This is a genomic window from Lysinibacillus sp. NPDC093216 (assembly GCF_050280325.1).
In the GTDB taxonomy this organism is placed as follows: Bacteria; Bacillota; Bacilli; order Bacillales_A; family Planococcaceae; genus Lysinibacillus.
Genome location: NZ_JBNNVB010000026.1, coordinates 58,552 through 82,218 on the forward strand (window position 1 = coordinate 58,552; position 23,667 = coordinate 82,218).

Below are 23,667 nucleotides of genomic sequence, written 5' to 3' on the forward strand. Positions count from 1 at the left end.
GAGTCGCATTTTAATGCGGCTCTTTATTTTGTTAACAAAAGAATAAATATAAAATCATATGTATCAATAAATAAAGGTTTTAATTTCAATGCGAATTGGCACTATCATACATTCTGCAATTTGTAGGACAGTTCTTCCTTTTTCATTAAATATGATCCGCTACTATGGCTCTGTTAAATGAAACTATTGATATTTGAAACCTACCTGAAATCTTAGTATAATTAGTCGGAATATTGGTACTTTTAGGTTTGTAGAGGGAGGGTTGCTTAAGTATGAGGTGGAAGACATTAAAATCAGAGTTTTTATATAAGAGTGAATTTGGTAATTTAAGAAAAGATAGATGTCAACTTCCTAATGGCTTAGTCATTGAAAATTACCATGTAAATGAATACAGTGATTGGGTTAATGCGGTAGTTATTACAAAAGATAAAAAGCTTGTTTTAGTTAAACAATACAGATATGCAGCTAACGGAATTTTTCTAGAGATACCTTCAGGCAAAATAGAAGAATGGGAGACTAATCAAGAAGGAATTCTGAGAGAAGTTAAAGAGGAAACTGGATATATTTCTAAAATAAAACCGATTTTATTAGGAGAATATTTCGTGAATCCCGCTACACAGAATAATAAAGTTATAACGTATCTTATCTTAGATGCATATAAGGCATATGAGCAAGATTTAGATGATACTGAAAATATTGAAGTTAATTTAATTGGTTTTGATAGTTTTGAAAGCTTGTTTAAAAACAAGAAAATTCTAACTCAAATGTTTTCAATAAGTGCTTACTACATGGCTAAAGACTATATGCGAACAAATAGACTTATTAAATATTGATATGGTTCCCCTATGGTAGACAGAAAAGAAAGTAAATTAATCTGTCTATTATATGGGATTGTTTATGGCACATTTTGAACAGGAACTCAAGGACTATATTCACTATTACAATCACAAACGAATGAAGAGAAAATTAAAAGACCTAAGCCCGGTGGTTACCTCTCAGGTCTTAGAAGATGCTTAACTAAATATGTCTAACTTTATTGGGTCAGATTATATTTTTACCAGTTTTTTAAAAGTCTCAAAATCTAACTTTTAATTGGTACCCATAATTCAACTTCGCATTCATTGGATTTCCATTCAAAAGTACTTCAAGAATTTCTTTTTCGCTATATTTCGAAACATTGTATTTATTTGTAAAAATCTCATTTTCAAGTTTATCAAATAAGAGCCTTGAAATTCCATCATTTGTAGTAAGTACTACATAAGATTGTGAAGATATTTCTAAGTGAAGGGATTTTTTTATTTGTGCAATTGTACATAAAAAATATTGCACTTTTATTTTAATAACTTAACTTTCGAACTCAAAAAAAATGTATCTGGTACTAACTTAAAAGATCAGATGCAATTTTTTTATTAGTGTTCCTCTTGAGCCAACATGTGCAATTATTGAAGATACAATGAACTGTTCCGGAAGTTGTAGCTTTAGAAGGGGATACCGCCAACATTTAAAGATTTTAGTAAGTGATATTTTAAATTGTTTAAAGTAAAATAGTAGTAAGGTATTTCATAATAAACTCAACTAATCTGATTAGTTGAGTTTTATGTTTATATATTAAAAAGTTACTAAAATATTTTAAAGAAGATGTGATGATTAATGGGGAAAATCGCCATTTTGGCAGAGAAACCATCTCAAGCAAGAGCTTATGCTGATGCATTTAAAATTAAACAAAAAGAGAAAATATTTATTGAATTGGAACCTTGTTCTACTTTTCCTGAAGGTGCAGTAATTACCTGGGCAGTTGGTCATCTTGTTGAATTAAAGGAACCAAAAGAATATCAAAAGGAATGGGAGAAATGGTCGCTTGGATCATTACCTATCATTCCACAAAAATTTGAAGATAAAGTTGTCTCTAAAATGTATTCACAATTTAATGCAGTAAAAAAAATCTTTAGTGATCCGCAAGTAACAATGATTTATAACTGCTGTGATAGTGAACGTGAAGGTTCAAATATCTTCTACTCACTTTTAAAAATGACAAAAGTAAATAAGCCTGTTAAACGATTATGGATCAATTCATTAGAAGTTGAGGAAATTCGAAAAGGTTTTAATAATATGCAAAGTAATGAGCGTGATCTGCTCATGTACCAAGAAGCAAAAACACGTCAAATTAGCGATTGGTTAGTAGGCATGAACTGTAGTCGCCTATATACGCTACTTTTACAAAAAAAAGGCTTTAAGGGTAGTATCTCCATCGGACGTGTGCAATCGCCAACCGTATATTTAATTTATAAAAGACAACAGGAAATTGAACATTTCAAGCCTGAAAATTTTTATGAAATTGAAGGGATCTTTAAAGCACAAAATGGTGTATATAAAGGGAAGGCAAAGTTAAAAACAAAAGAGCGTGCAGAGGCTGTGCAATTATTGCAACAACATGGGGTTGAACCGATGGATACAGGTCTAATTACGAGTGTAACGAACAAAACGAAGCGTATTGCACCACCCAAACTACATGCGTTATCAACATTACAAGCCAACGCCAATAAACGTTGGAAATACAGCCCGTCGCATGTGTTGAAACTTACGCAATCACTTTATGAGAAAAAGCTCGTTTCTTACCCACGTACCGATTCACACCTCATTACACATAATGAGTTTGCCTATTTAAATGAATCATTGGCAAAATATCAGCAGCTCGTTGGAAAGCCATTTAATGCGATTAATCGCGGGAATAACAAACGCTATGTCGACAGTGCCAACGTTGGGGAGCACTATGCTATTATTCCAACGAAAAAAGTGCCAACAGAAAAAGCGTTACAATCAATGAATGCTGATGAAAGAAATATTTATTTCGAAATAGTCAATACGACACTCGCCATGTTTCACCAAGATTATGAATACGATGAAAAAACGATTATAACGAATGTCAAAAATTTAGAGTTTAAAACGGTAGGGAAAACAGAACTTGTAAAAGGTTGGAAAGAATTGTTTTTAAGTGAAAAAGGGATGCAAGAGCGTGAGGAATCGTTACCTGTTGTTTTCCAAGATGAAATGGTACAAAGTAAGGTTTCTATTCTAGAAGGCACAACTACGCCTCCTAAGCCTTATACAGAAGGGCAACTCATTACGATGATGAAAACATGTGGTAAATCAGTTGAGGATGAAGAAGAAATCGAGGTGCTGAAATCGATTGAAGGTATTGGTACAGAAGCAACTCGAAGTGGCATTATAGAGACCATTAAAAAGCATGGATTTATTGAAGTACGAAAAAACATAGTGAGCGTTTTGCCGAAAGGGGAGCTTTTATGTCGGGCTATCGAAGGGACATTACTTTCAAGTCCATCTATGACTGCAAAATGGGAAATTTACTTAAATAAAATTGGTCGTGGAGAAGGCTCTGCAAAACATTTTATTGAAAGCATAGGCAAGTTTATTACTCAATTAATAGCGGAGGTACCTAAACAATTAGAGTCACTTTCAATTGAAGCTGAGCAGTTTAAACCAGCTGCTGTGAAAGATATTGTGCCATGTCCGACATGCAAAGTAGGAAAAATAGGTTTGCGTAAAAGTTTTTACGGTTGTTCGAATTATAAAAATGGTTGTAAGCAAACGTTCCCAGAAAGGTTACTAGGAAAAAAACTAACTGAAAAGAACATTAATGATTTATGTAAGATTGGTAAAACAGCTGTGGTTAAAGGGTTTAAGTCAAAGAATGGTAAACAATTTAATGCGTCACTTCGTTTGGTAGAAGGAAAAATTGAATTTGAGTTTAATGAAAAGTAATTGCGGATGAGATTTTTTTCACCGTCAATGCCGTTCAGACGATTAAAAATAGTGAAGATGTGACACTCAGCAAAGTAACACGAGCGAAGAAGAAATTTGAAGTAGTAGGGAAATGCCCATTATGTGGTCATAGCGTGATCGAAGGACAAAAAGGCTTCGGCTGCAGTAACTGGGAAAAGGGCTGTAAATTTGTCATCTGGAAAAACGATGAATTTTTAGCCGCGAAGAAGAAGAAGCCTACCAAAACAATGGTTAAGAAATTGCTAGCCGATGGAACGGTATTGGTAAAAGGCTTAACAAGTAAAAAGGTTCTAAATTCGATGCTCAATTAAAATATGAAAAAAATACTGACAACGAATATTTTAGTTGGAAGATGGAATTTGAAAAAAAGGATTAAAATTAAGCATTTATGAATCTTGTTGAATTAATTCTCACTACCCTAAACAATTATTTTATGAAATGAAGGTTATCTCAACCTAATGACTTCCAAGTAGAAAAGAAAATCCTTTGTATTTTTATAATTTCCATTTATAAAAATAGATAACCAAAATAGAATGAAAGATTTGTTAGTAGATCATGTAGAGTGTTGCCCTCACTGATATTGAATATCGAGACTAATAGCGTACTATGAGGAATTTGTATAGTAAGGTAAGATAAATTATTGTCTAAATTTATTTTATTTTTCCAATAGTAATTAATGTTTAACAGTTCTATTTTCTGGCTATTAATCTCTCGTTTATTACTATTTTTACTTTAATGTAATATATAATGTAATTGCTATCTGGAAAATATTCTGATATTGTTCCTCTTATAACTTAATAATTTTTGTTGGTGCGAATGACATTGTTCGTTTGCTTAAAAGGGAAATCGGTGCAAATCCGATGCTGTCCCGCAACTGTAATGGAGAGTCTATACAATATGTCACTGTAGCGAGCTATGGGAAGGCGTATAGATGATGAACCTAAGCCAGGAGACCTGCCAATAAAAGCAACAAACTTACATAGAACCACGAGGATGGTTGTAGTGACTGGGAAGAGACGCCCTTTATTTAACTATGACATCCTCTTGTAGACAAGGGGATTTTTTTATGCCCTTTGCTTTAAGAGAGGAGAGCGTTTTGAAGAATCCAACAACTAGAAAAATCAACCTACTCTTATTAGTGTTGACTGGTGTCGTTCTAATATCCTTGACGTTAGCGATAATGGTAGGCTCTGTGTCTATAACACCTAGTATTGTATGGCGCATTATTTTATCGCATATCCCGTTCAATCCACTTGGCATTACAGAAGATTGGAGTCGTTCGCAGGAAATCATCATCTGGCAAATTCGTACTCCCCGCGTAGTACTTGCCATAATAGTCGGAGCGGGTCTTGCAATTTCGGGAGCTGCTATTCAAGCTTTAGTTCGCAACTCAATCGCAGACCCCTATATTTTAGGTGTATCTTCCGGTGCATCTGTCGGGGCGACGTCTGTTATTTTACTGGGCGCTTTTTCATTTTTAGGTATGTATGCGCTATCACTTGCGGCTTTTATAGGTGCGACGATTGCAGTACTAATCGTGTTTTTCTTAGCACGAGTTGAGGGGCGAATTTCAGTTATTCGATTATTATTAGCCGGAATTGCCGTGTCACTAGTTTTGTCAGCAATGACGAATTTTATGCTGATGATGGCGAAAGAAGAGGGCGGTATAAAGGCAGTGATGTATTGGATGATGGGAAGTCTGGCTGGAGCGAAATGGGTAAATTTAATGATTCCGTTCGTTGTTTTAACGGTCGTCTACGTAATTTTACGTCTTCATGCACGTCATTTGAATTTACTTTTACTAGGCGAAGAATCTGCTGTTACGCTGGGGATTAATTTAGAGAAATTTCGATTGCTACTAATTCTATTAATTTCCCTATTAACAGGTGTCCTTGTTGCTGTAAGTGGTGCAATTGGCTTTATAGGACTGATTATTCCACATATCGTACGCATGATTGTCGGCTCAAATTATAAGTTTGTACTGCCAGTCAGTGCATTAATTGGTGCGATATTTTTAATATGGGCTGATGCAGCTGCGCGTATTGTGATTGCACCTGAGGAAATGCCGATTGGAATTATTACTGCTTTATGCGGATGCCCATTTTTTATATGGATGTTGCGTAAGCAAATGTATTCTTTCGGGGAGGAAAATTAGATGGTATACGTAGCAAAGAACCTTACTTTTGCCGTGCAGCAGGTGAAAATATTAAACAATGTTTCTGTACATATTCAAGAACGCGAGTTTGTGGGCATAATTGGACCTAATGGCAGTGGGAAATCGACCCTATTAAAAAATATGTATCGTATGCTACAACCTCAAGAGGGAGAAGTATTTTTATTTAATGAAAATATTTACAAGCAATCTTCAAAGGAGATAGCAAAGCAACTAGCCGTCGTAGGGCAGGAAACACCAGTGCTTTTTGAGTTTACTGTTAAGGATCTTGTTGCAATGGGACGTACACCGCATAAAAGGCTTATGGAAGTGGATACAAAAGAAGATCTAGCTATTGTCGAGGAATCGATGCAGCAAGCAGGCGTACTGCATTTAAGTGAACGTACTTTTAGTTCATTATCTGGTGGTGAGAAAAAACGAGTCGTTGTTGCAAGGGCTTTGGCGCAACAGGCTAAGGTTATGGCATTAGATGAGCCAACGAATCATTTAGATATTCAGCATCAACTCCAGCTTATGGATTTAATACAGAGCTTGCCGATTACGGTCATTGTAGCCTTGCATGATTTAAATATTGCAGCAACTTATTGCGATAAAATTTATGTTTTAAAGGACGGAGAAATTGCGGCGTATGGAACTCCGTTTGATGTATTAACACCCTCATTGCTACAAAAGGTGTTTGGTGTACATGCAGAAGTTAATGTACATCCTGTCACGAAAAAGCCGCATATTTATTATATATCTGAGCAATTTTTATAGTTAGTTTAAGAGACTTAGATTTCTTTCAATATATTTTTTAGAAAAAAGGAGAAGTAGACATGAAGACATTAAAAAGCGTATGGCTTGTTCTTGCAATCGCAATGCTAAGTATTTTAGCGGCTTGTGGTAACGAGGAAAAACAGGATTCAGCATCGCAAAGTGAACAAGTAGAACCAGCAAAAGCAGGAGCAACGGAAGTAACGATTGACAATAACGATACGACACAAGTCTATTCGCAAGCACCTAAAAAAGCAATTAGCTTAAATCAGCATGTGACAGAGATTATGCTAGCGTTAGGCTTAGAGGATTCAATGGTCGGAACAGCATATTTAGATGATGCAATTTATCCACCGTTACAGGCAGCTTATGATAAAGTTCCGGTACTAGCTGAGCAATACCCAACAAAGGAACAAGTGATTGATGCAGGAGCAGATTTTTTATATGCAGGCTGGAAAAGCGGGTTTAGTGAGAAGGGTGTTGGAACACCAGAAGAACTAGAAGCACTTGGCATCCACACTTATTTACATACATCTTCAAGCATTAAAAATCCTAAGTTAGAGGATATTTTCGGCGATATTCGTAACATCGCCAAGATATTCCATGTGGAAGAGCGTGGAGAAAAGTTAATTGAGCAAATGACAAAAGATGTAGAGGATATTCGTACGAAGCTTCCGCAAGAGGAGGGGAATTTACGTATTCTTGTATTTGATAGTGGTGAGAAAGAAGTTTTCACTGCTGCCCAAAACTTCATGAATGAACTTGTGACAGTAGCAGGTGGAAAAAATATTTTTGGGGATGTTGAGTCTGGCTGGACAACCGTTTCAAAAGAAGATGTAGTTGAGCGCAACCCGGAAGTTATCGTTGTAATTGACTATGGTTCAACTACTGCTGAAGAAAAAATTAATTTCCTAAAAAATGATCCGGCACTAAAAGAAACGGAAGCGGTATTAAACAAACGTTTCGTTATTTTACCACTATCAGCAGCGTCTGAAGGTGTTCGTGCGGCTGAAGCAATACAAATTTTGGCACAAGGATTTTATCCAGAAAGCTTTCAATAAAGAAGAGGAGCTAGCCATGTGCTAGCTTTTTTTATAGGAGGAGGGTAAAAATGACTATAAATGCTTTTAGCCATAATATTCCTGAAAAAACATTTGCTAAGTTAAACATAGAAGGTGAATTTACGCGTCTTGCTGTGAGTCCTGGCATTATCAACAAACATTATACACCAGCACAATTTCAAACAATCGCAGAGGTAGTCGGAGTGAGTGGCGCTATTAAATATTCTGCATCCTACAGTATACTACTATCTGTACCGACAATAGAATTAACGACTGCCAAAAGGAAGTTGGAAAAGGCGGGCTTATATATTGCAAAGCAAGGACAGATTGTAACTATGAAGGCTTGTGATTTTTGTGATGGCGATAAAATGGAGGCAGCACAGATTACAGAGGAGCTGTATCAGCAGCTTGAAGGCTTGGAAGTACCAAGCAGGATTCGCATTAATATGAATGGCTGTGCATCAGCTTGCTATAATGCCGTATATGATGATATTGGGCTTGTATATCAGAAAGATAGCTTTGATGTGTATTTAGGGGCTGTTCCGATGGGTAAAAACGCACAGGCAGGGGAGCTTTTTGTGAAGAAAGTGTCTGTACAGCATATCGAAAATCTTTTACAGGAAATAATTAGGGTCTATAAAGAACTTGCTCGCCAAAAAGAACCATTTTATAAGTTTTACAAGAGAACAAAAGCAGCAGACTACTGGCAAACGATAAAAAATTACCCAGGTAGAGTGATTGTAGATTGATTTACAACTAAAATTGTAGAAGGAGATATGTGATGACTACTATTAGAGAAATTGGAAGCTTATGTGTTACTGATAGAGATGGTTACATTATTAACCATTCAGACTGGAATAAAATCAACCCAATTTTTCTTCCTGTGATATACGATGTGGTTAATACGTATTCCACTCATCTTCAAGATGACTTACATAGTGTATACATAAGAGGATCTATTCCAAAAGGGATAGGTATTGAAGGCGTAGCTGACTTAGACACAATAGCGGTTACAAAACAAAACCCTAATAAACTGCAGTTAAAGCGGATAAAAGAAGTGGAACAAGAATTAAATCAAAAACATACTTGTGTAGATGGTATTGAACTAAGTTTTTACGGCATAGAAGATATTTTAAATTCGTCATCTTTTTCAATAATTAGTTTCATACTTAAAACCCATGGAATATGTGTGTTTGGAGAAGATTTGATACCTCAATTACCAAGATATAAAGCTGACGAAGCTTTAGCAAATGACCACCTTATTCATTTGCAAGGTCAAATTAAAAATGCCTGTGATGATCTTCAAGATAATTCTGATATAGAGGATATTAAAGATTGTTGCAAGTGGATTATGAAAATTATTGTAAGAGCAGGACTTGGACTTGTCATAACTAAAGCAAACACATATACAAGGGATTTATATCCTGCTTATAAATTGTTTTCGGAATATTTCCCTGAAAAGGAAAGGGACATGAAAAAAGCACTTGAATATGCCATAACACCCATAATAGATACAAACTTATTGTTATCGTTTTTAAATGAATTTGGAACGTGGATGGTTAGTGAAGCTGAAAAATGGCTAAAATCCTATAACCCTAATAGAGAATTAAACATGAAAATATAATCTAATTAATAACTTGCGAAATTCGAATTTGGAATTAGCTTTGTTTTAGCCTATATTATTACGTTATAACAGACGGAATTGATTCCACATACAGAAAAAGGTAATCCTATCTTAGTCATGTCTAATATGGGATTACCTTTTATTTTGAAGCATTTTTAGATTTTAGGTCAATCGTATACTGCAAATAAAGTTTGATCATTTTCTATTTATGTTGCTCTACAATTGCGCCCAATCATATATTATTATTTATTGATTTGTCTTTAAATTCTTTCCAATATACTGGACAATCTTGCGAAGTTCAGTAGATGATGGGCGTCCAAATGGACTTGTTTGTTTTTGTTGATAAAGTAGTTGTCCATTTTCATCAACTAGGAAATAAGCTGGCTCTCCATGCGTACCATGATCCTCATAGGGTGCTTCTTCTCCGTGATAAAACACATCATATGCTTTTAATGTTTTTAACTCTTCATCTGCTAAGACGGTAAAGGTAAGATTGTGCTCATCAACCATTTTCTTTAAATTTTCCAATTGATCCGTTGAGATTGTAATTAGATGTACATTCTTGTCTTCAAAATAACTTTTGTTTTCTTCAAGCTCTTTTAAGTCATGAAGACAAACAGGGCACCATGATCCTCTGAAAAAGATAATGAGATGCCAACTTTTATGCTGGTTTTGATGAGATACAAAAGAGAATTCTTCGCCGTTGACTGCTGGAAGAGTAAAATTGGGTACTTTGTCACCCAAATTAAATGTAGACATACTTATCCTCCTGAAAATTGTAAATTCTTATTGAGCTCTAGTACGGATTTGGAACTCCTTTATATTCTTTCCTTTTCTAAATTAGATATGTAAAATTTAAGGCCTAACTAAACTGCACAAAAACCGTTTCTTCCAACAAATTCCGAGCTGTAATTTTTTTCGTATTCAGGCTTAGAAAAGTGAAATGAACATTATTATTTGTCATTTCTTAGCATACTTTATTTCAAAGCAACACCACTTATTTTCATAACTAAAAAGTGGTTTTGCTTTTTTGTTGAATTTTTTGCAGTCAATATGGCAAACTGAATACGGAGATAAATCTGAACATGATCCATCTTTCACCTAATGGCATAAGCGTCTTACGAATAAATTGTTAAGTACGCCATGCTACATATGGGGGACACTATAACTTGTTTTATATACTAAAGTTAGCAGGCTAACAGTTCGGAGGTAGAAAATTGAGCAAAAGGAGATCAGTTGGGTTAGAGTTGCGTACATTGTCACTCTTAATGAGAAGACAATTGGATCAAACTATATGTACTATGCAAACGGAAAGAGATAACCTTACTGCCATGCATGGTTGGACGATTGGTTATCTTTACAAAAATCAAGATACAGATGTGTTTCAAAAAGATTTTGAACGAGAATTTTCTATTCGCAAATCAACAGCGTCTAGAATACTGAAATCTATGGAAAGTAATGGATTGATTACTAGGCAAACTGTTCCTTATGATTCAAGACTCAAAAAAATTGTCTTAACAGAAGATGCGTTGAAAATACATGATAGTATCATGACACGTAGAGTAATGCTTGAACAACAATTACTAACAGGTATCCCGGAAGAGAAACTTGAAGTTTTTTTTGAAGTGATGGATGCTATGAAAGAGAATATTGAATCTTGAAGAAGATGCTATTTTTGAATTTTTATCACTATATAGTTAGCATGCTAACTAAATGAGGGGACTGCATACATGTTAAAAATATTTAAATACTTAAAACCAAAAGAATGGACGCTAATTGTAGCCAGCATAGTGTTCATAGTAGGGCAAGTTTGGCTGGATTTGAAGTTGCCGGATTATATGGCTAAAATTACGACCCTTGTACAAACAGAGGGTAGTAAAACGAGCGAGATATGGACAGCTGGAGGGAAGATGCTTTTATGTGCCCTTGGCAGTATGATATTGGCAATCATCGTGGGCTATTTTGCGGCAAAGGTAGCAACGTCTCTTTCGAAGGAATTGCGAAAAGGGGTATTTAACAAAACTTTATCTTTCTCTATGGAGGAGATTAATGGTTTTTCAATCGCAAGTCTAATTACTCGTTCTACTAATGATATAACGCAAATACAGCAAACTGTTGCAATGGGTCTTCAAGTTATGATTAAGGCTCCTATCCTTGCAACATGGGCTATTTTGAAGATCATGGGGAAAAGTTGGGAGTGGTCAGCGGCAACAGGAGTAGCTGTCATTGTTTTACTTATTTTGATAGGTAACCTAATCATCTTTGTGCTACCGAAATTTAAAGTCGTTCAAAAACTGACAGATAATCTTAACCGAGTAACAAGAGAAGGTTTAACCGGTATTCGTGTTGTTCATGCTTATAACGCACAAGGGTATCAGGAAGAAAAGTTTGAAAAAGTAAATAACAATTTAACGGATACAAATCTTTTTGTGAACCGCCTTATGGCCCTTATGCAGCCGGGGATGGGTCTGATTATGTCGGGTTTAACCCTTTCAATCTATTGGATTGGAGCGCATTTAATTAATAATGCAGCGGGTATGGATAGAATTGGTAAGTTTAGTGATATGGTCGTATTTTCATCTTATGCAATGCAGGTAGTTATGGCATTTATGCTATTATCAATGACATTCATTTTGCTACCGAGAGCAGCAGTATCTGCAGCACGTATTAATGAAGTACTAAATACACCTCAGACAATTATTGATGGCGCAACGCAATCGTCGCCTAAGGGAATCGAAGGTGAAATCGAACTGCGTAATGTTAGTTTTAAATATCCTGATGCAGAAGACTATGTTTTAAAGGATATTAGCTTTACAGCACATAAAGGCGAAACTGTTGCTTTTATCGGTTCTACGGGTAGTGGTAAGAGTACGCTAATTAATTTAATCCCAAGATTTTACGATGCTACTGACGGAGAGGTATTAGTCGACGGCATTAATGTGAAAGAATATGCACATGAAGCTCTTTATAATAAGCTTGGCTACGTTTCTCAAAAAGCCGTATTATTTTCAGGTACGGTAAAATCTAATGTTGCCTATGGTGATAACGGTCAGACTTCATCAACAGATGAGGAAATCAAAAAAGCGGTGGAAATTGCTCAAGGGCAAGAATTTGTGGAGAAAATGGACGGTGAATATGAAGCGGCTATTGCGCAAGGCGGAACAAATCTTTCAGGAGGACAGAAACAACGTCTTTCTATTGCAAGAGCAGTGAATAGAAACCCAGAAATCTTTATTTTTGATGATTCGTTCTCTGCCCTAGATTATAAAACAGACCGTCAACTTCGTTCTACCTTGAAAAAAGAAACGAAAGGTGCAACTTCTTTGATTGTGGCACAGCGAATTGGAACGATTAAAGATGCTGATAAAATCATTGTTCTTGATGAAGGTAAAATCGTTGGTATGGGGACACATAGTGAATTATTGAAAACTTGTAACACTTATCAGGAAATCGCCTATTCGCAGCTATCGAAGGAGGAGTTGGAAAATGAGTAATACACAAACAAATAAGCCCCGAAGAGGTCCAGGTGGTCCAGGTCCTATGATGGCTCCTGGAGAAAAGCCAAAGAATTTTAAAAAGCCTATGGGAAAGTTGATTGCCTATTGTAAACCTTATTTACCAGCCATCATCTTTGCCATTGTATTGGCAGTTGCAGGAACAATTTTCACGATCATTGGACCAAATAAGCTGAGTGAGATCACCGATTTGATAATGGATGGCATGACCGGTGAGATTGATATTACGGCAATAGGAAAAATCGGTCTGTTACTTGCTATTTTGTATGGATTGAGCTTTGTATTCAATTATATTCAGGCGTTTATTATGGCTACTATTACGCAGCGAGTTTCCAAAAGGTTACGTTCAGATATTTCGAACAAAATTGATAGATTACCATTGAAATACTTTGACTCTACAACCTACGGAGATGTGTTAAGTCGTGTCACGAATGATGTGGATATGATTGGACAGTCTCTAAACCAAAGTATTGGTTCGTTAGTGACAGCGGGAGTAATGTTCTTTGGATCTTTAATTATGATGTTCTATATTAATGTTACGATGGCTCTTTCTGCTATTGCTGCGACTTTCGTTGGATTTATATTCATGACATTTATTATATCCAAATCCCGAAAGTACTTCGTACGCCAGCAGCAGGACCTTGGTAGAATAAATGGCCATATTGAAGAAATCTATTCAGGGCATAATGTCATGAAGGTTTATAACGGTGAAAAAGCGGCCACGCAAGAATTTAACGAAATCAATGAAAGTCTTTTTAATAGCGCTTGGCGAGCACAGTTTATGTCAGGGATGATGATGCCACTCATGATCTTTATTGGAAATTTAGGTTATGTTGTTGTGTGTGTAGTAGGAGCTGCATTAGTAGTGAAAGGTTCTATTACATTTGGTGTTATTGTTTCATTTATGGTGTATATCCGCTTATTTACGCAGCCGTTGTCTCAATTAGCACAGGCCGCTACAAGCCTGCAGTCAACTGCCGCAGCAAGCGAACGTGTATTTGAGTTCTTACAAGAAGAGGAGCTTAAAGATGAAAGTGAAAAGAAAGTCACTTTAGATGCTAAAGATGTAAAAGGTAATGTAGAATTTAAAAACGTTAAGTTCGGATATACGAAAGAACAACTTATTATTAAAGATTTTTCTGCTCATATAGAAGCCGGTCAAAAGGTGGCCATCGTCGGACCTACTGGGGCTGGTAAAACAACGCTTGTTAATCTTCTTATGCGTTTCTATGAAGTAGACAGTGGGGAAATCATGATTGAGGACGTATCGACTAAGTCTATTACTCGTAAAAATGTTCACGACTTATTTTGCATGGTGCTGCAAGATACTTGGTTATTCGAAGGTACCATTAAGGAAAATATCATTTATAACAAAGAACATGTAACCGATGAAGAAGTAGTTGCAGCTTGTAAGGCGGTAGGTTTGCACCACTTTATTCGAACGTTGCCAAAAGGTTATGATACAGTTTTAAATGATAATACAAGTTTATCTGTAGGACAGAAACAGCTTATTACGATTGCAAGGGCAATGGTTAAAAAAGCACCATTGCTTATCTTGGATGAAGCTACTAGTTCCGTTGATACGCGTACTGAAGCACTTATTCAAAAAGCAATGGATAAATTGATGGTGGGCAGAACATCATTTGTTATTGCGCATAGACTTTCAACAATTAAAAACGCCGATTTGATTTTAGTTATGAAAGACGGAGATATTATTGAAAGTGGTAATCATGAAGAACTGCTTGCAGAAAAAGGATTCTATGCGGATCTTTATAATAGTCAGTTTGAAGATGCTTCATAATATTGAATGCCAATATTTCGCTTTTGGCTATTGGGGCAGTGTGTAATTTAGTAAAAAAGATTGATTGTTTAAAATAAAGATACCTCGTATTAGAGAAGCAATTGAACAGCAGAAGAACGATGTGAAGGTTGCTATGGAACCGTTGAAGGAGCAACTACTAGGATCAACGATTACAAAAATAACGTATGAACAGGTAAAAGTCATATTCGAGAGTTTTGATTAGGCATTCAAAAATTCTCTTACGAGAGAGCAACGTAAGCGACTGTTACATTTGTTGATTCATCAGGTTACGATTGGGGAAAAATGTAAGATTGAAAGCATCCAAATCATGCTGAATAATGATGTGTTACAAGAAATGAAATTAGGAGTTGGAGAGGTGTCTGGGAACACTTCTCAACAGCTCCTTTTTCTGTTTTGGTTTCTATTTTAGTTTGATCCTACAAGTAGCTAAATGTGGATTTTAGTTAGGATAACCTTATCATAAGTATGTGAGGTTTTAATAATTTGATTAATAAAAGCTATCTAGAACATTGAGTTCACAACGTTCTAGAAGGCTTTATTTAGTTTAAATAACATAGTATTTAAATGGAATGTGTTATAATTTTACATATATTTAATATAGTGAGGTATTTTTTATTTTCAAGAATCTATTATATTTTGATGCGAAAAAGGTAGTTGAGTACAAGGCTGTCCTAGAAGGAAAAAACATGTAGCAATTAAAAATATAAAAATTTCATCTTCAAAAAATCTTTAGAGGCGCAAATTTCAACCCTGTCAGGTGGATTTGGTGGAAGTAATGAAATTGAAGGAGAACTGATAATGTCAAGAAAATCTCAATTATCTGTGTCAATTTTCTTGACATAGTATAAGTTTAACTTGAGTTCTTACAGAAACCGTGTAGCAAAGTTTAGAAAAGCATAGGAGATTCCAAATGGATGCAATTCAGAGCATTTTTAATAATAGGGAGATTGCATTAGTTGTTTGGGTTATCATAGCCATTATAATCGGTCTCTTTACAAAAGTTGGTAGGGGATTTTTAAAATCTGTCTTACCGATTGTCTTTAGTCGCAAATTTGTTGTTTTTTATATAGTATTTCTTAGTTTCTTTTCTCTAACTGTTCTATATCTCTACCATACTAGTTTTTGGGATTTGTCGTTATTGAAAAATACAGTATTTTGGGTAATATTCGTATTTATCCCGATATTTGTAAAAACAATTGAGGATGCAAAAGATGGACGATTTTTTGCAAAATTGATTAAAGAAAATCTCGCGTTTATTGTGATTATCGAATTTATCCTAAATTTTTGGACGTTTAACTTGGCTGTGGAAATGTTGACTATCCCAATAGCTCTTTTTCTTGGCGGGGTTTATGCAGTTGCATCGAGAGAAGAAAAAACAGTGATTGTCAAAAAGTTCATAGATGGGCTATTTGTTGCCTTTGGAATTGTGATAATAATATTTACTTTGTACAACTTGATACGAAGTCCGGGAGAGATTTTAAATATAAAAACTTTGAAAGAGTTTCTACTTCCTATTTTATTGTTGTTTATGAATCTCCCAGTAGTATATGGATTGGCCCTTTATAATACTTACGAGCAAATATTTGTAAGGTTAAAAGTTGAACCTAAGGAACAAAAAAAATTTAAACGACTACTCTTTCGGTTCGCTGGAATTAATCTGATGAAAGTAACCTCGTTAAAAAACAATTTAATGCGTACCACAAATTTAAGCAAAACTGCCGAAGAATTAAAACAGAATTTGCGAGAATTTGAAAGATATTTGAATACCCGTATAGGAGATAATTATATGAAAAGACCGCAGTTTTATATTTTATCCTGTATTATAATGATTATTATCTGCTTGTCAGGTATTATTGCAAGTAATTCTACTGTGGGATTGAAAGACTTAGTTACTTTCAACTTTATATTGGACATTGCGAAAATAAAGCAAATAGTGACTTATGTATTATCAACAGCACTAGCTATTTCTATTTGCTTTTTGATTTACTTAATTGGGTTTCGAAAAAGAAAATATGAAGAGATTTCTCAAATCAAAAAGTTTGCCTTACAGGATTTGTTGTTATTGATTAAGTATCAAAATAGGATGTTACAGGATTTCCCTCCAGTTGAAGATCCTCAAAAGCTATTCGCTCAATATATATCAATTATATATGACATTAAAAGAGAGTGTGATAAAGCTATTGTTACCTATGAAAACCTATTGACCTATTGGGAATTAGAAACTCTTAAACGATTACAGACATATACAGCTTTATTAATATCAACAATTGGAATTGATGATATTGAAAGTTATAGCGCAGAAGAGTTTGGAATTTTTTTCAACGATAAAAAAACAACTTCTATTCAAAATGAAAAGATTAATATTTACACTTCCGATGTTGAAAGAGACCTCAAGAAGTATTCAGAGCAAATCAAACTTTGCATGGAAATATTCAAAGTCAATGTATAATATTACTGGCTAAACATTCGGTGAAATATGTCATGAAATCAGGAGGGTCATTAACTGATGGGTGCAAATTTTTCACCTTTGCGATGATAAGGAGAACCGTATCATGAGAAAGAGAAGTTTAAACATACTAACATTAGTAGTACAAACCAAGGCCATGATTTGTACTACTAATGTTAGTATGTTTTTCATTTGGAGATTTTATTATGCACTTTAGTTTAAGAAGGAATCTTGATGTATTAAGGAGAATATATAGTAAATTTTGAAACGGGGAGAAATCAATTATGCGAATAGCAATATTTACAGATATACACGGTAATGCATCTGCATTAAATGCCGTTCTTTCTGATATAGATAGCAGAAGAGACATTAAACGTATATATTGTTTAGGGGATATGATTGGAATTGGTGCTGACTCTAACGAAGTTTTACAGATGCTTTTCTCGAGAAACGATATTTCAATGATAACTGGAAATCACGATGAAGCTGTCTTATCCTTAGCAAAAGGTCAAAAGTATCCCAAAAGTCATTCTCACACAAAAGAACACCATCAATGGATATTAGATAGACTGGATAAATCATTTATTCCAAAGTTAGAAAAAATACACCGTACGATTAAAGAAAATATAGAAGGACACTCAATTCTATTTACTCATTACAAAATTAAAAACAATTACATAAATGAACATACTAGCAAGGATCCATTTAGTTCAATTGTTACCCCGAGTATTGAAAACTTAGAAAAGTTATTTGAAGATAACAAAGAAGAGTTGATTTGTTTTGGGCACCATCATCCTCTTCATTATTTTAGAGGAAAAAAACGATATACTTAAATCCTGGTTCTCTTGGTTGTAACAATAAACCAACTGCGCCATATGCGATTATTACATTATCGAAGGAAGCAATTGAAATTAAACTGGAAGAAACAACTTATGATAACACTTCTTTTTTAGAATCGTATCATAAATTACAAGTACCACAACGAGAATTTATATTAAAAGTATTTCATGGTAATCAGCTTTACTAACGGTTCAGGTTAGTTAAAAGTAGGGAAAGAGTTGAACATTAAAGTGAACAGAGAAGAAAGACAGAAAAGATTAAATGAAATTTTAGAGGTAAGAAAACAAAAAGAAATAATACAAGATAGAATAAAAAAAGAGAATGAAGTAAAGGACCTACTTCAAGAAGTGTTCGGCGAAACGGAAATATTTGAAATTCTAGATTCTAAAAAAAGTGATTTAATTGTAGAAGATTTCTCTGGGAATTTTCCAATTGCATTTTGGAACAGAATAGACTGGGGAAATGTGGGTGTTAACCGAGTTGAAATAAATGACCAAGAAATAACAAGCATTCCTTCTCATTTAATGTCTAAAGGATTTGACACATCAACTCCCATATATATCTTTTGGGGATACGATAGTCATCCATGTGTAAAAACTAAAATGACTAAAGAATTGTTAAGTAATATTAAGGAGATTGTCTGGTTAGGAAATGATTTATATATTTATTGCCAAACTCAGAAATATGTAATTGAATTCTTTCATGATGATACTATTAATATTGGGTGGGTTTAGGACAAATTGTGAAGACTAAAAAACACTTTATCTCTGTCGACTAGACAGACTTTTGCAGCCACCTGGCATCGATATTTAATCGAAGCTAGTTGGCTGTTTGATTTTTATTTTGTAAATGGACATAAATTAAATGGAACATAGTTAACTAATGACAAATTTATTCAACAGTCAGTTTGAAGATGCTTCTTAAATTTGAATGCCATATTTCGCTTTTGGACTGTGTTTTAGGTGGTAGAATCCTAATAATTTTGCTTGATTTCATCTAATGCTGGCTTTTATTTGTTTGCATGAGTTGAATTCATCAACCTCGGCATCTGATCCTCTATAACCATTGTGCAGCTACTCAATTAATTCATTTTTTATTTCACTAAACGGTAGAATTATACAAATAATATAAACCTTTTGTTATAGGAAAAAATGGAGGTATAATTTACTTTGTGTTGCAAAATTCAGAAAATAGATTTGATTGTTATTTCGGGAAAATTAAATTACAAAATTTAATTGCACAATTTAAATGAGGGCGGTTTTTTTTATGGAGATATTTTTGGGGGGCATAATAATAGGACTTTTACTAATATGTTTACGCCTACATTATCATAAATCTAAGCTACAACAAAAAGTAGAGTTATTAGAGCCTCTGGTGGAATCGGTTGAAAATATACGTGATATTTTATATTACTGTGAGACGAATCCTAAGTTGAAATATCTATATTTAAGTCCTACTGTCAATAATCTCCTTGGTCCAAATGCATTAAGAGATCATGTACAGGATCCTGATAAAATCTTTGAAATCATCCATCCTGATGATTATGAGATTTTAGTAAAGAAAATATTAGGGACACTTAATTTTAACCAGCCTATTACGGTACGCTTAAAAAATCATCTAGGGGAATATATTTGGTCTGAAGAATATGCTACACCTGTTTATAAGGATGGCAAGTATGTAGTGTTAATGACAAATACGGTCATCAAATGGGGGATAAATTAGTATGTGAAACAGCAGTTTGTTTGGAAGCGTATGCAGATAATGACATGCTTATAGCAAGAATCGGTGGTGACGAATTCTCTATTCTTATTCCAAATAAAAGCGTTTTACAAGTCGAGCAATATTTAAAAAATGTTGAGATGAAAATGCAAAAAGACTATAAAGACTTGCCGTTCTCATCGATTAAAATATCTATCGGATATGAATATAGCAACTCCTCTTACGGCGTTATGGAGCAGTTGTTTAGCCGAGCAGATGCGAAGATGTATAAAAATAAGAAGCAAAGAAAGTTATTAAAGGAAAGGGTTTAGTCTTTTATTTTGACGCAGTAAACCGCATAAATGCATTACGGAGAACCGTATCATAAGTAAGCGAAGTTAAAGGGGCTGGGACATAACTAAATGGTTCCTTCATAAAGCCGAATAATCTCTAAATTAACAAAACACGATAAATAGAAAAACCGAACTATTCCGAAACACTTCATGAGAGTTTCATTGGATAGTTCGGTATTTTTGTTGGCTGAAACACATTTGTCCCAGCCTCTTTTTATTATAAAGACAGAATAGGACCGAATATTTTACCTAGAAGGCTTTTTATAATTCTATTTTCTAGTCGCCACGTTGCTCTAGATTTTTAGCAGTTTTACTTTGGGCAACATCCTTTTGATTTTTAAAGGTACCCATGAGAAAATCATAGGCTGGGTTCGTAACACCATACCAGTAATTTTCGTTTTTGAAATGATGCCATAAATGAACCTTTTTCATCCAACGCCCCCATGGAGATATTGGTCGAAGGGGGCGATGGGCGATATAATGCGTCCATTCATAAAATAATAAAAAGAGCATGATACCTGCAATAAATGCGTTTGTAATTATAAAGCTAGATGAAAGAAAATAGAAAATGACTGCTACAATGACAATGTTTGGCACACTATACCATAAGGGTAAAAATAATAAATGTAACTCATTCGGATTTGAATGGTGGTCATAATGTAAGCGTTTAAGCATTTTTAACAAAAATGCATTCTTAGGTGGTTTTAGATGAAAAAGAAATCTGTGTGTAACATACTCAGCTAAGGAATACATAATCATTCCAAGAATAAAAGTACCCAAAATGCCGATAGAGGTTAAATGAAGAATCATAATTCCAAAGCTAATGAGGAATAGACAGGTCATGATTAATATATCAGGATATGAAAAATATTCTTTTATATATTTCAATCTCATTTATCACGCCTCCAGTATTCTTTATTTTTTTCTATCTTTCCAGAGGGCCAAGCTTTTCGCCATTGTTTTCGTAGACAATCTTTCCGCTTCCGTTGCATCTCCCTTTAATGTAGCTTTTAATAAGTCGTGGTAATAGTTGAAGGACAGCTCACGATATTCTTTTACAGAAAAATATCTTTTCGCCATATCTATATAAATCGAATCGAAACTATTTAAAATGAGTAGAAAGATTGGATTGACAGCAAGACCAGCACACTTTTTTTGCAAATCCCAATCAAATGCTGCATAGCTCTCTGCACTGTCTTCAAGTTGCTCTAGATTGGCAAGGAGAGCAACCACTTTAGGTTGATTAAACGTAACAGCATCACGAATATAAGTCGGAGTCAAAGAACTTCTTAATTCTAATAAGTGCATGATAAATTCATCTGTTATGATAGGATGATTCTCAATAATATTCACAAGTGTCGTTAGATTCCCATTGCGCCAATAATCATTAACAATCGCAGGTATTCCTTTTCTTCCTGTTATCCATCCACCCCTTCCTAAACGTTGAAGTGCCTCCCGAACAGTTGGACGACCAACACCAAATTCTTTTGCAAGCTCTCTTTCCGGCGGTAAAGTACTTCCTACAGAATAAACACCAGCCAATATCGATCTAATTAATTCATTTTCAATTTTATCTGAGGAGCTTTCCTTTTCTTTCAAATCATCGTCCCCTTTGTTTTATGGTAATACAGATTAAAGACAGTGGTAATACCAGATTTATGTAACTAATCAGAATCTTATGTCAATGAAGAAGGGCGAATTTTTTCAATAATTATCAAACAAGCACGTAAAATCTTTAGTAGGATGGCAATATACATTTAATTTATTTGAATCAAACAAGTACAACATATAAAATGGAACTAATTAATATAAGGCGTTTTCTAAAAGACTGTTGCTTTTAGAATAAATTTTTAATGATTAAACTTTCTGGTAAAATAAGCGTAAGAAATTGTAGGGGGTTTAAATGAACAATTGATTATCAGGGGGGAAAACAGTGAAAAAATCATTTTGCTTGAAAGAAAAATTTCTCTTATTTCTTTGCCTCTCACTTGTAGTTTTATCGGGATGTGTAACTAATGGTAATCCTACACCAAAGGATTTTCTTAAGGATGGTAAAGCAGACATCTTTGTTCTGGATGATATTGTATATTCTAATGTAGAAAACATAGATTGGGTAAAAGAATTAAATTACACAATAGGTGAAGAAATTGGTGAAATAACAAAACAAACCAATAAAGCAAAGGATTTTGAAAACGGAACATCTAACAAACTATCCGTTGGAACAATAATTTATGAGACTAATACACCAATTGAGATTGCTATTGTAGATGGCAAGGAAATACCTTATCTGAAGATGCTCGAAGGATAGTAGATAAGTATCGGACCTCTTTAATGGCATACATAAAAATATTTCATGTCCGTAAACTAACAAAAAGTAGGTACAAGAAAAAAATTTGTACCTACTTTTTTATGTTGTCGCAATTTTCGTAACTTCTGCACCCGCATGTATGGGTGGTTTACGACCTTTCCATGGAGCAGATTCATCTAATTGTTTCCCAAGCTGTAGAAGAGTTAATTCCTCTGCGAAGCGTCCTGTAAATTATAGCCTGATTGGTAAGTCAGACGCACTCATCGCGAGTGGCAACGATAACGATGGTTGACCTGTTGCGTTAAATAAATTGGTAAATGGCACGTATGTGAAAATTAACTCTGTCCATTCAATCGCCGAGATATTTGGATTATCCGCATTTAGCTCACCAATCTTCCAGGTAGTACCGATTGTAGGACATAACTTAAAATTTAATGTAAGACCAACTAATATTAATTTCGACTTATAGCTTATTTATTAAAACAAAAACTCCATAAAGTCGCTTTCTTTTTAAATCCAGCTTTAAAATAAACGTGATTTGCCTGATCATTTTGATTGTTTACATTTAGTGTGATTTGAGTAATTTCATCAAATCGAAACATTTCTGTTAAAACTTCTTTTAGTAACGGGGTGCCTATTCCTTTGCCTCTGTATTCAGGATTGATAGCTATATATTCTAAATGGGCTTCTTTTGCTGTTAAGTCCATTTCAAAATAGGCATATCCTTGTACGATTCCATCCTTTTCTATAATTCTTAAAACATTTTCTTCAACTAATTGAGCTCTATTTAAAATGGTATCTGCGTCGTAATACGTTTTTGAAAATGCATTTGAATGAATCCTTTTAAATTGCTCGTAATCGGATTCTTTATAATAACGACTAGTTATAGCAACTACAGTTTCAAAAGATTCTTTCGAAACTTCAAGTAATAAATGTTCACCTGTTTTATTGGCGTTTATTCGCTCCATAAATGCTAATTGTCGAGTATTTAATTCGTTGATGAAGAAATAATAGGTTGAAATGTGTGGATATGTCTGCTGCAATGTGCAAAGTAATTTCTCTTGCATCGTTACATTGTCATTTATGGAAAATGGTCCCCATACTTCACTTGAATCATCGTCTATATCTAACCCAATAAGTGCTTGTATATTTTCATTATCGAAAGCAGCAACAATCGATCTGACTACTCCCACAGCTAAAGCAGTGGGGTTCTTATGTACTTAAGAGAAGCGTTACAAAGCTCTCCACAGATGGTGTTGCCATGTCCTGTGTA

The 23,667-nt window shown here is 34.5% G+C and carries 21 protein-coding genes, 2 pseudogenes and 1 riboswitch; of the genes and pseudogenes, 19 read left to right on the forward strand and 4 right to left on the reverse strand.

What is annotated here, in order from left to right:
* The first annotated feature begins 272 nt into the window (after positions 1-272).
* From ACQKOG_RS21775 to ACQKOG_RS21815, 9 genes and pseudogenes are all read left to right on the forward strand, one after another.
* On the forward strand, positions 273-833 hold the full coding sequence (locus tag ACQKOG_RS21775) for an NUDIX hydrolase (RefSeq protein WP_370083330.1): 561 nt from the start codon (positions 273-275) through the stop codon (positions 831-833).
* A gap of 64 nt (positions 834-897) precedes the next feature.
* Positions 898-1,017 (forward strand): annotated as a pseudogene (locus ACQKOG_RS21780) (IS3 family transposase); the annotation flags it as partial.
* 633 nt (positions 1,018-1,650) lie between these two features.
* Positions 1,651-3,780, forward strand: a complete 2,130-nt coding sequence (gene topB, locus ACQKOG_RS21785) for a type IA DNA topoisomerase (RefSeq protein ID WP_402873441.1) — start codon at positions 1,651-1,653, stop codon at positions 3,778-3,780.
* Between the two features lie 17 nt (positions 3,781-3,797).
* A pseudogene (locus ACQKOG_RS21790) lies at positions 3,798-4,177 on the forward strand (topoisomerase C-terminal repeat-containing protein); the annotation flags it as partial.
* Between the two features lie 415 nt (positions 4,178-4,592).
* A riboswitch (cobalamin riboswitch) is annotated at positions 4,593-4,777 on the forward strand.
* 120 nt (positions 4,778-4,897) lie between these two features.
* Complete coding sequence (locus tag ACQKOG_RS21795; RefSeq protein WP_370083326.1) at positions 4,898-5,956, forward strand: FecCD family ABC transporter permease; 1,059 nt, start codon at positions 4,898-4,900, stop codon at positions 5,954-5,956.
* Positions 5,957-6,730: an ABC transporter ATP-binding protein gene (locus tag ACQKOG_RS21800; RefSeq protein WP_370083324.1), complete on the forward strand. Its 774-nt coding sequence runs from the start codon at positions 5,957-5,959 to the stop codon at positions 6,728-6,730.
* 59 nt (positions 6,731-6,789) lie between these two features.
* Positions 6,790-7,788: an ABC transporter substrate-binding protein gene (locus tag ACQKOG_RS21805; protein ID WP_370083322.1), complete on the forward strand. Its 999-nt coding sequence runs from the start codon at positions 6,790-6,792 to the stop codon at positions 7,786-7,788.
* 50 nt (positions 7,789-7,838) lie between these two features.
* Complete coding sequence (locus ACQKOG_RS21810; RefSeq protein WP_370083320.1) at positions 7,839-8,537, forward strand: precorrin-3B methylase; 699 nt, start codon at positions 7,839-7,841, stop codon at positions 8,535-8,537.
* A 32-nt stretch (positions 8,538-8,569) separates the two neighbouring features.
* On the forward strand, positions 8,570-9,412 hold the full coding sequence (locus tag ACQKOG_RS21815; RefSeq protein WP_370083318.1) for a nucleotidyltransferase: 843 nt from the start codon (positions 8,570-8,572) through the stop codon (positions 9,410-9,412).
* 246 nt (positions 9,413-9,658) lie between these two features.
* On the opposite strand, the gene ACQKOG_RS21820 is transcribed toward ACQKOG_RS21815, so the two are convergent.
* Positions 9,659-10,171 carry a peroxiredoxin family protein gene (locus tag ACQKOG_RS21820; protein ID WP_402873447.1) on the reverse strand — a complete coding sequence of 171 codons (513 nt, stop codon included), beginning with the start codon at positions 10,169-10,171 and terminating at the stop codon, positions 9,659-9,661.
* Positions 10,172-10,629: 458 nt separating this feature from the next.
* Between ACQKOG_RS21820 and ACQKOG_RS21825 the strand changes: the two genes are divergently transcribed.
* From ACQKOG_RS21825 to ACQKOG_RS21865, 9 genes are all read left to right on the forward strand, one after another.
* Positions 10,630-11,073 carry a MarR family winged helix-turn-helix transcriptional regulator gene (locus tag ACQKOG_RS21825; protein WP_402873450.1) on the forward strand — a complete coding sequence of 148 codons (444 nt, stop codon included), beginning with the start codon at positions 10,630-10,632 and terminating at the stop codon, positions 11,071-11,073.
* Between the two features lie 69 nt (positions 11,074-11,142).
* Positions 11,143-12,906: an ABC transporter ATP-binding protein gene (locus tag ACQKOG_RS21830; protein ID WP_370083312.1), complete on the forward strand. Its 1,764-nt coding sequence runs from the start codon at positions 11,143-11,145 to the stop codon at positions 12,904-12,906.
* The gene (locus ACQKOG_RS21835; protein WP_427448244.1) at positions 12,899-14,728 is read left to right on the forward strand and encodes an ABC transporter ATP-binding protein; all 1,830 of its coding nucleotides are present in this window, start codon (positions 12,899-12,901) and stop codon (positions 14,726-14,728) included. Before ACQKOG_RS21830 ends, ACQKOG_RS21835 begins: the two co-directional genes overlap by 8 nt.
* Before the next feature lie 64 nt (positions 14,729-14,792).
* On the forward strand, positions 14,793-14,951 hold the full coding sequence (locus ACQKOG_RS21840; protein WP_427448245.1) for a hypothetical protein: 159 nt from the start codon (positions 14,793-14,795) through the stop codon (positions 14,949-14,951).
* A gap of 708 nt (positions 14,952-15,659) precedes the next feature.
* Entirely contained in the window at positions 15,660-17,198 is a 1,539-nt protein-coding gene (locus tag ACQKOG_RS21845; protein ID WP_427448246.1) for a hypothetical protein, read from the forward strand.
* A 281-nt stretch (positions 17,199-17,479) separates the two neighbouring features.
* Complete coding sequence (locus ACQKOG_RS21850; protein ID WP_427448247.1) at positions 17,480-18,028, forward strand: metallophosphoesterase family protein; 549 nt, start codon at positions 17,480-17,482, stop codon at positions 18,026-18,028.
* 225 nt (positions 18,029-18,253) lie between these two features.
* Entirely contained in the window at positions 18,254-18,769 is a 516-nt protein-coding gene (locus ACQKOG_RS21855; protein ID WP_427448248.1) for a hypothetical protein, read from the forward strand.
* 532 nt (positions 18,770-19,301) lie between these two features.
* On the forward strand, positions 19,302-19,757 hold the full coding sequence (locus ACQKOG_RS21860) for a PAS domain-containing protein (protein ID WP_427448249.1): 456 nt from the start codon (positions 19,302-19,304) through the stop codon (positions 19,755-19,757).
* Positions 19,742-20,065, forward strand: a complete 324-nt coding sequence (locus ACQKOG_RS21865; RefSeq protein WP_427448250.1) for a diguanylate cyclase — start codon at positions 19,742-19,744, stop codon at positions 20,063-20,065. The genes ACQKOG_RS21860 and ACQKOG_RS21865 overlap by 16 nt, the downstream gene beginning before the upstream one ends.
* Before the next feature lie 297 nt (positions 20,066-20,362).
* Here the strand turns inward: ACQKOG_RS21865 and ACQKOG_RS21870 are convergent, their stop codons facing one another.
* Together ACQKOG_RS21870 and ACQKOG_RS21875 are read right to left on the reverse strand one after the other, a co-directional pair.
* A complete protein-coding gene (locus tag ACQKOG_RS21870) occupies positions 20,363-20,980 on the reverse strand; it encodes a sterol desaturase family protein (RefSeq protein ID WP_370083723.1) in 618 nt (205 codons plus the stop codon).
* A gap of 21 nt (positions 20,981-21,001) precedes the next feature.
* Positions 21,002-21,685 carry a GntR family transcriptional regulator gene (locus ACQKOG_RS21875; protein WP_427448251.1) on the reverse strand — a complete coding sequence of 228 codons (684 nt, stop codon included), beginning with the start codon at positions 21,683-21,685 and terminating at the stop codon, positions 21,002-21,004.
* A 334-nt stretch (positions 21,686-22,019) separates the two neighbouring features.
* On the opposite strand from ACQKOG_RS21875, the gene ACQKOG_RS21880 reads away from it, so the two are divergent.
* A complete protein-coding gene (locus ACQKOG_RS21880; protein ID WP_427448253.1) occupies positions 22,020-22,394 on the forward strand; it encodes a hypothetical protein in 375 nt (124 codons plus the stop codon).
* 470 nt (positions 22,395-22,864) lie between these two features.
* On the opposite strand, the gene ACQKOG_RS21885 is transcribed toward ACQKOG_RS21880, so the two are convergent.
* Positions 22,865-23,587 carry a GNAT family N-acetyltransferase gene (locus tag ACQKOG_RS21885; RefSeq protein WP_427448254.1) on the reverse strand — a complete coding sequence of 241 codons (723 nt, stop codon included), beginning with the start codon at positions 23,585-23,587 and terminating at the stop codon, positions 22,865-22,867.
* Between the last annotated feature and the right edge of the window lie 80 nt (positions 23,588-23,667).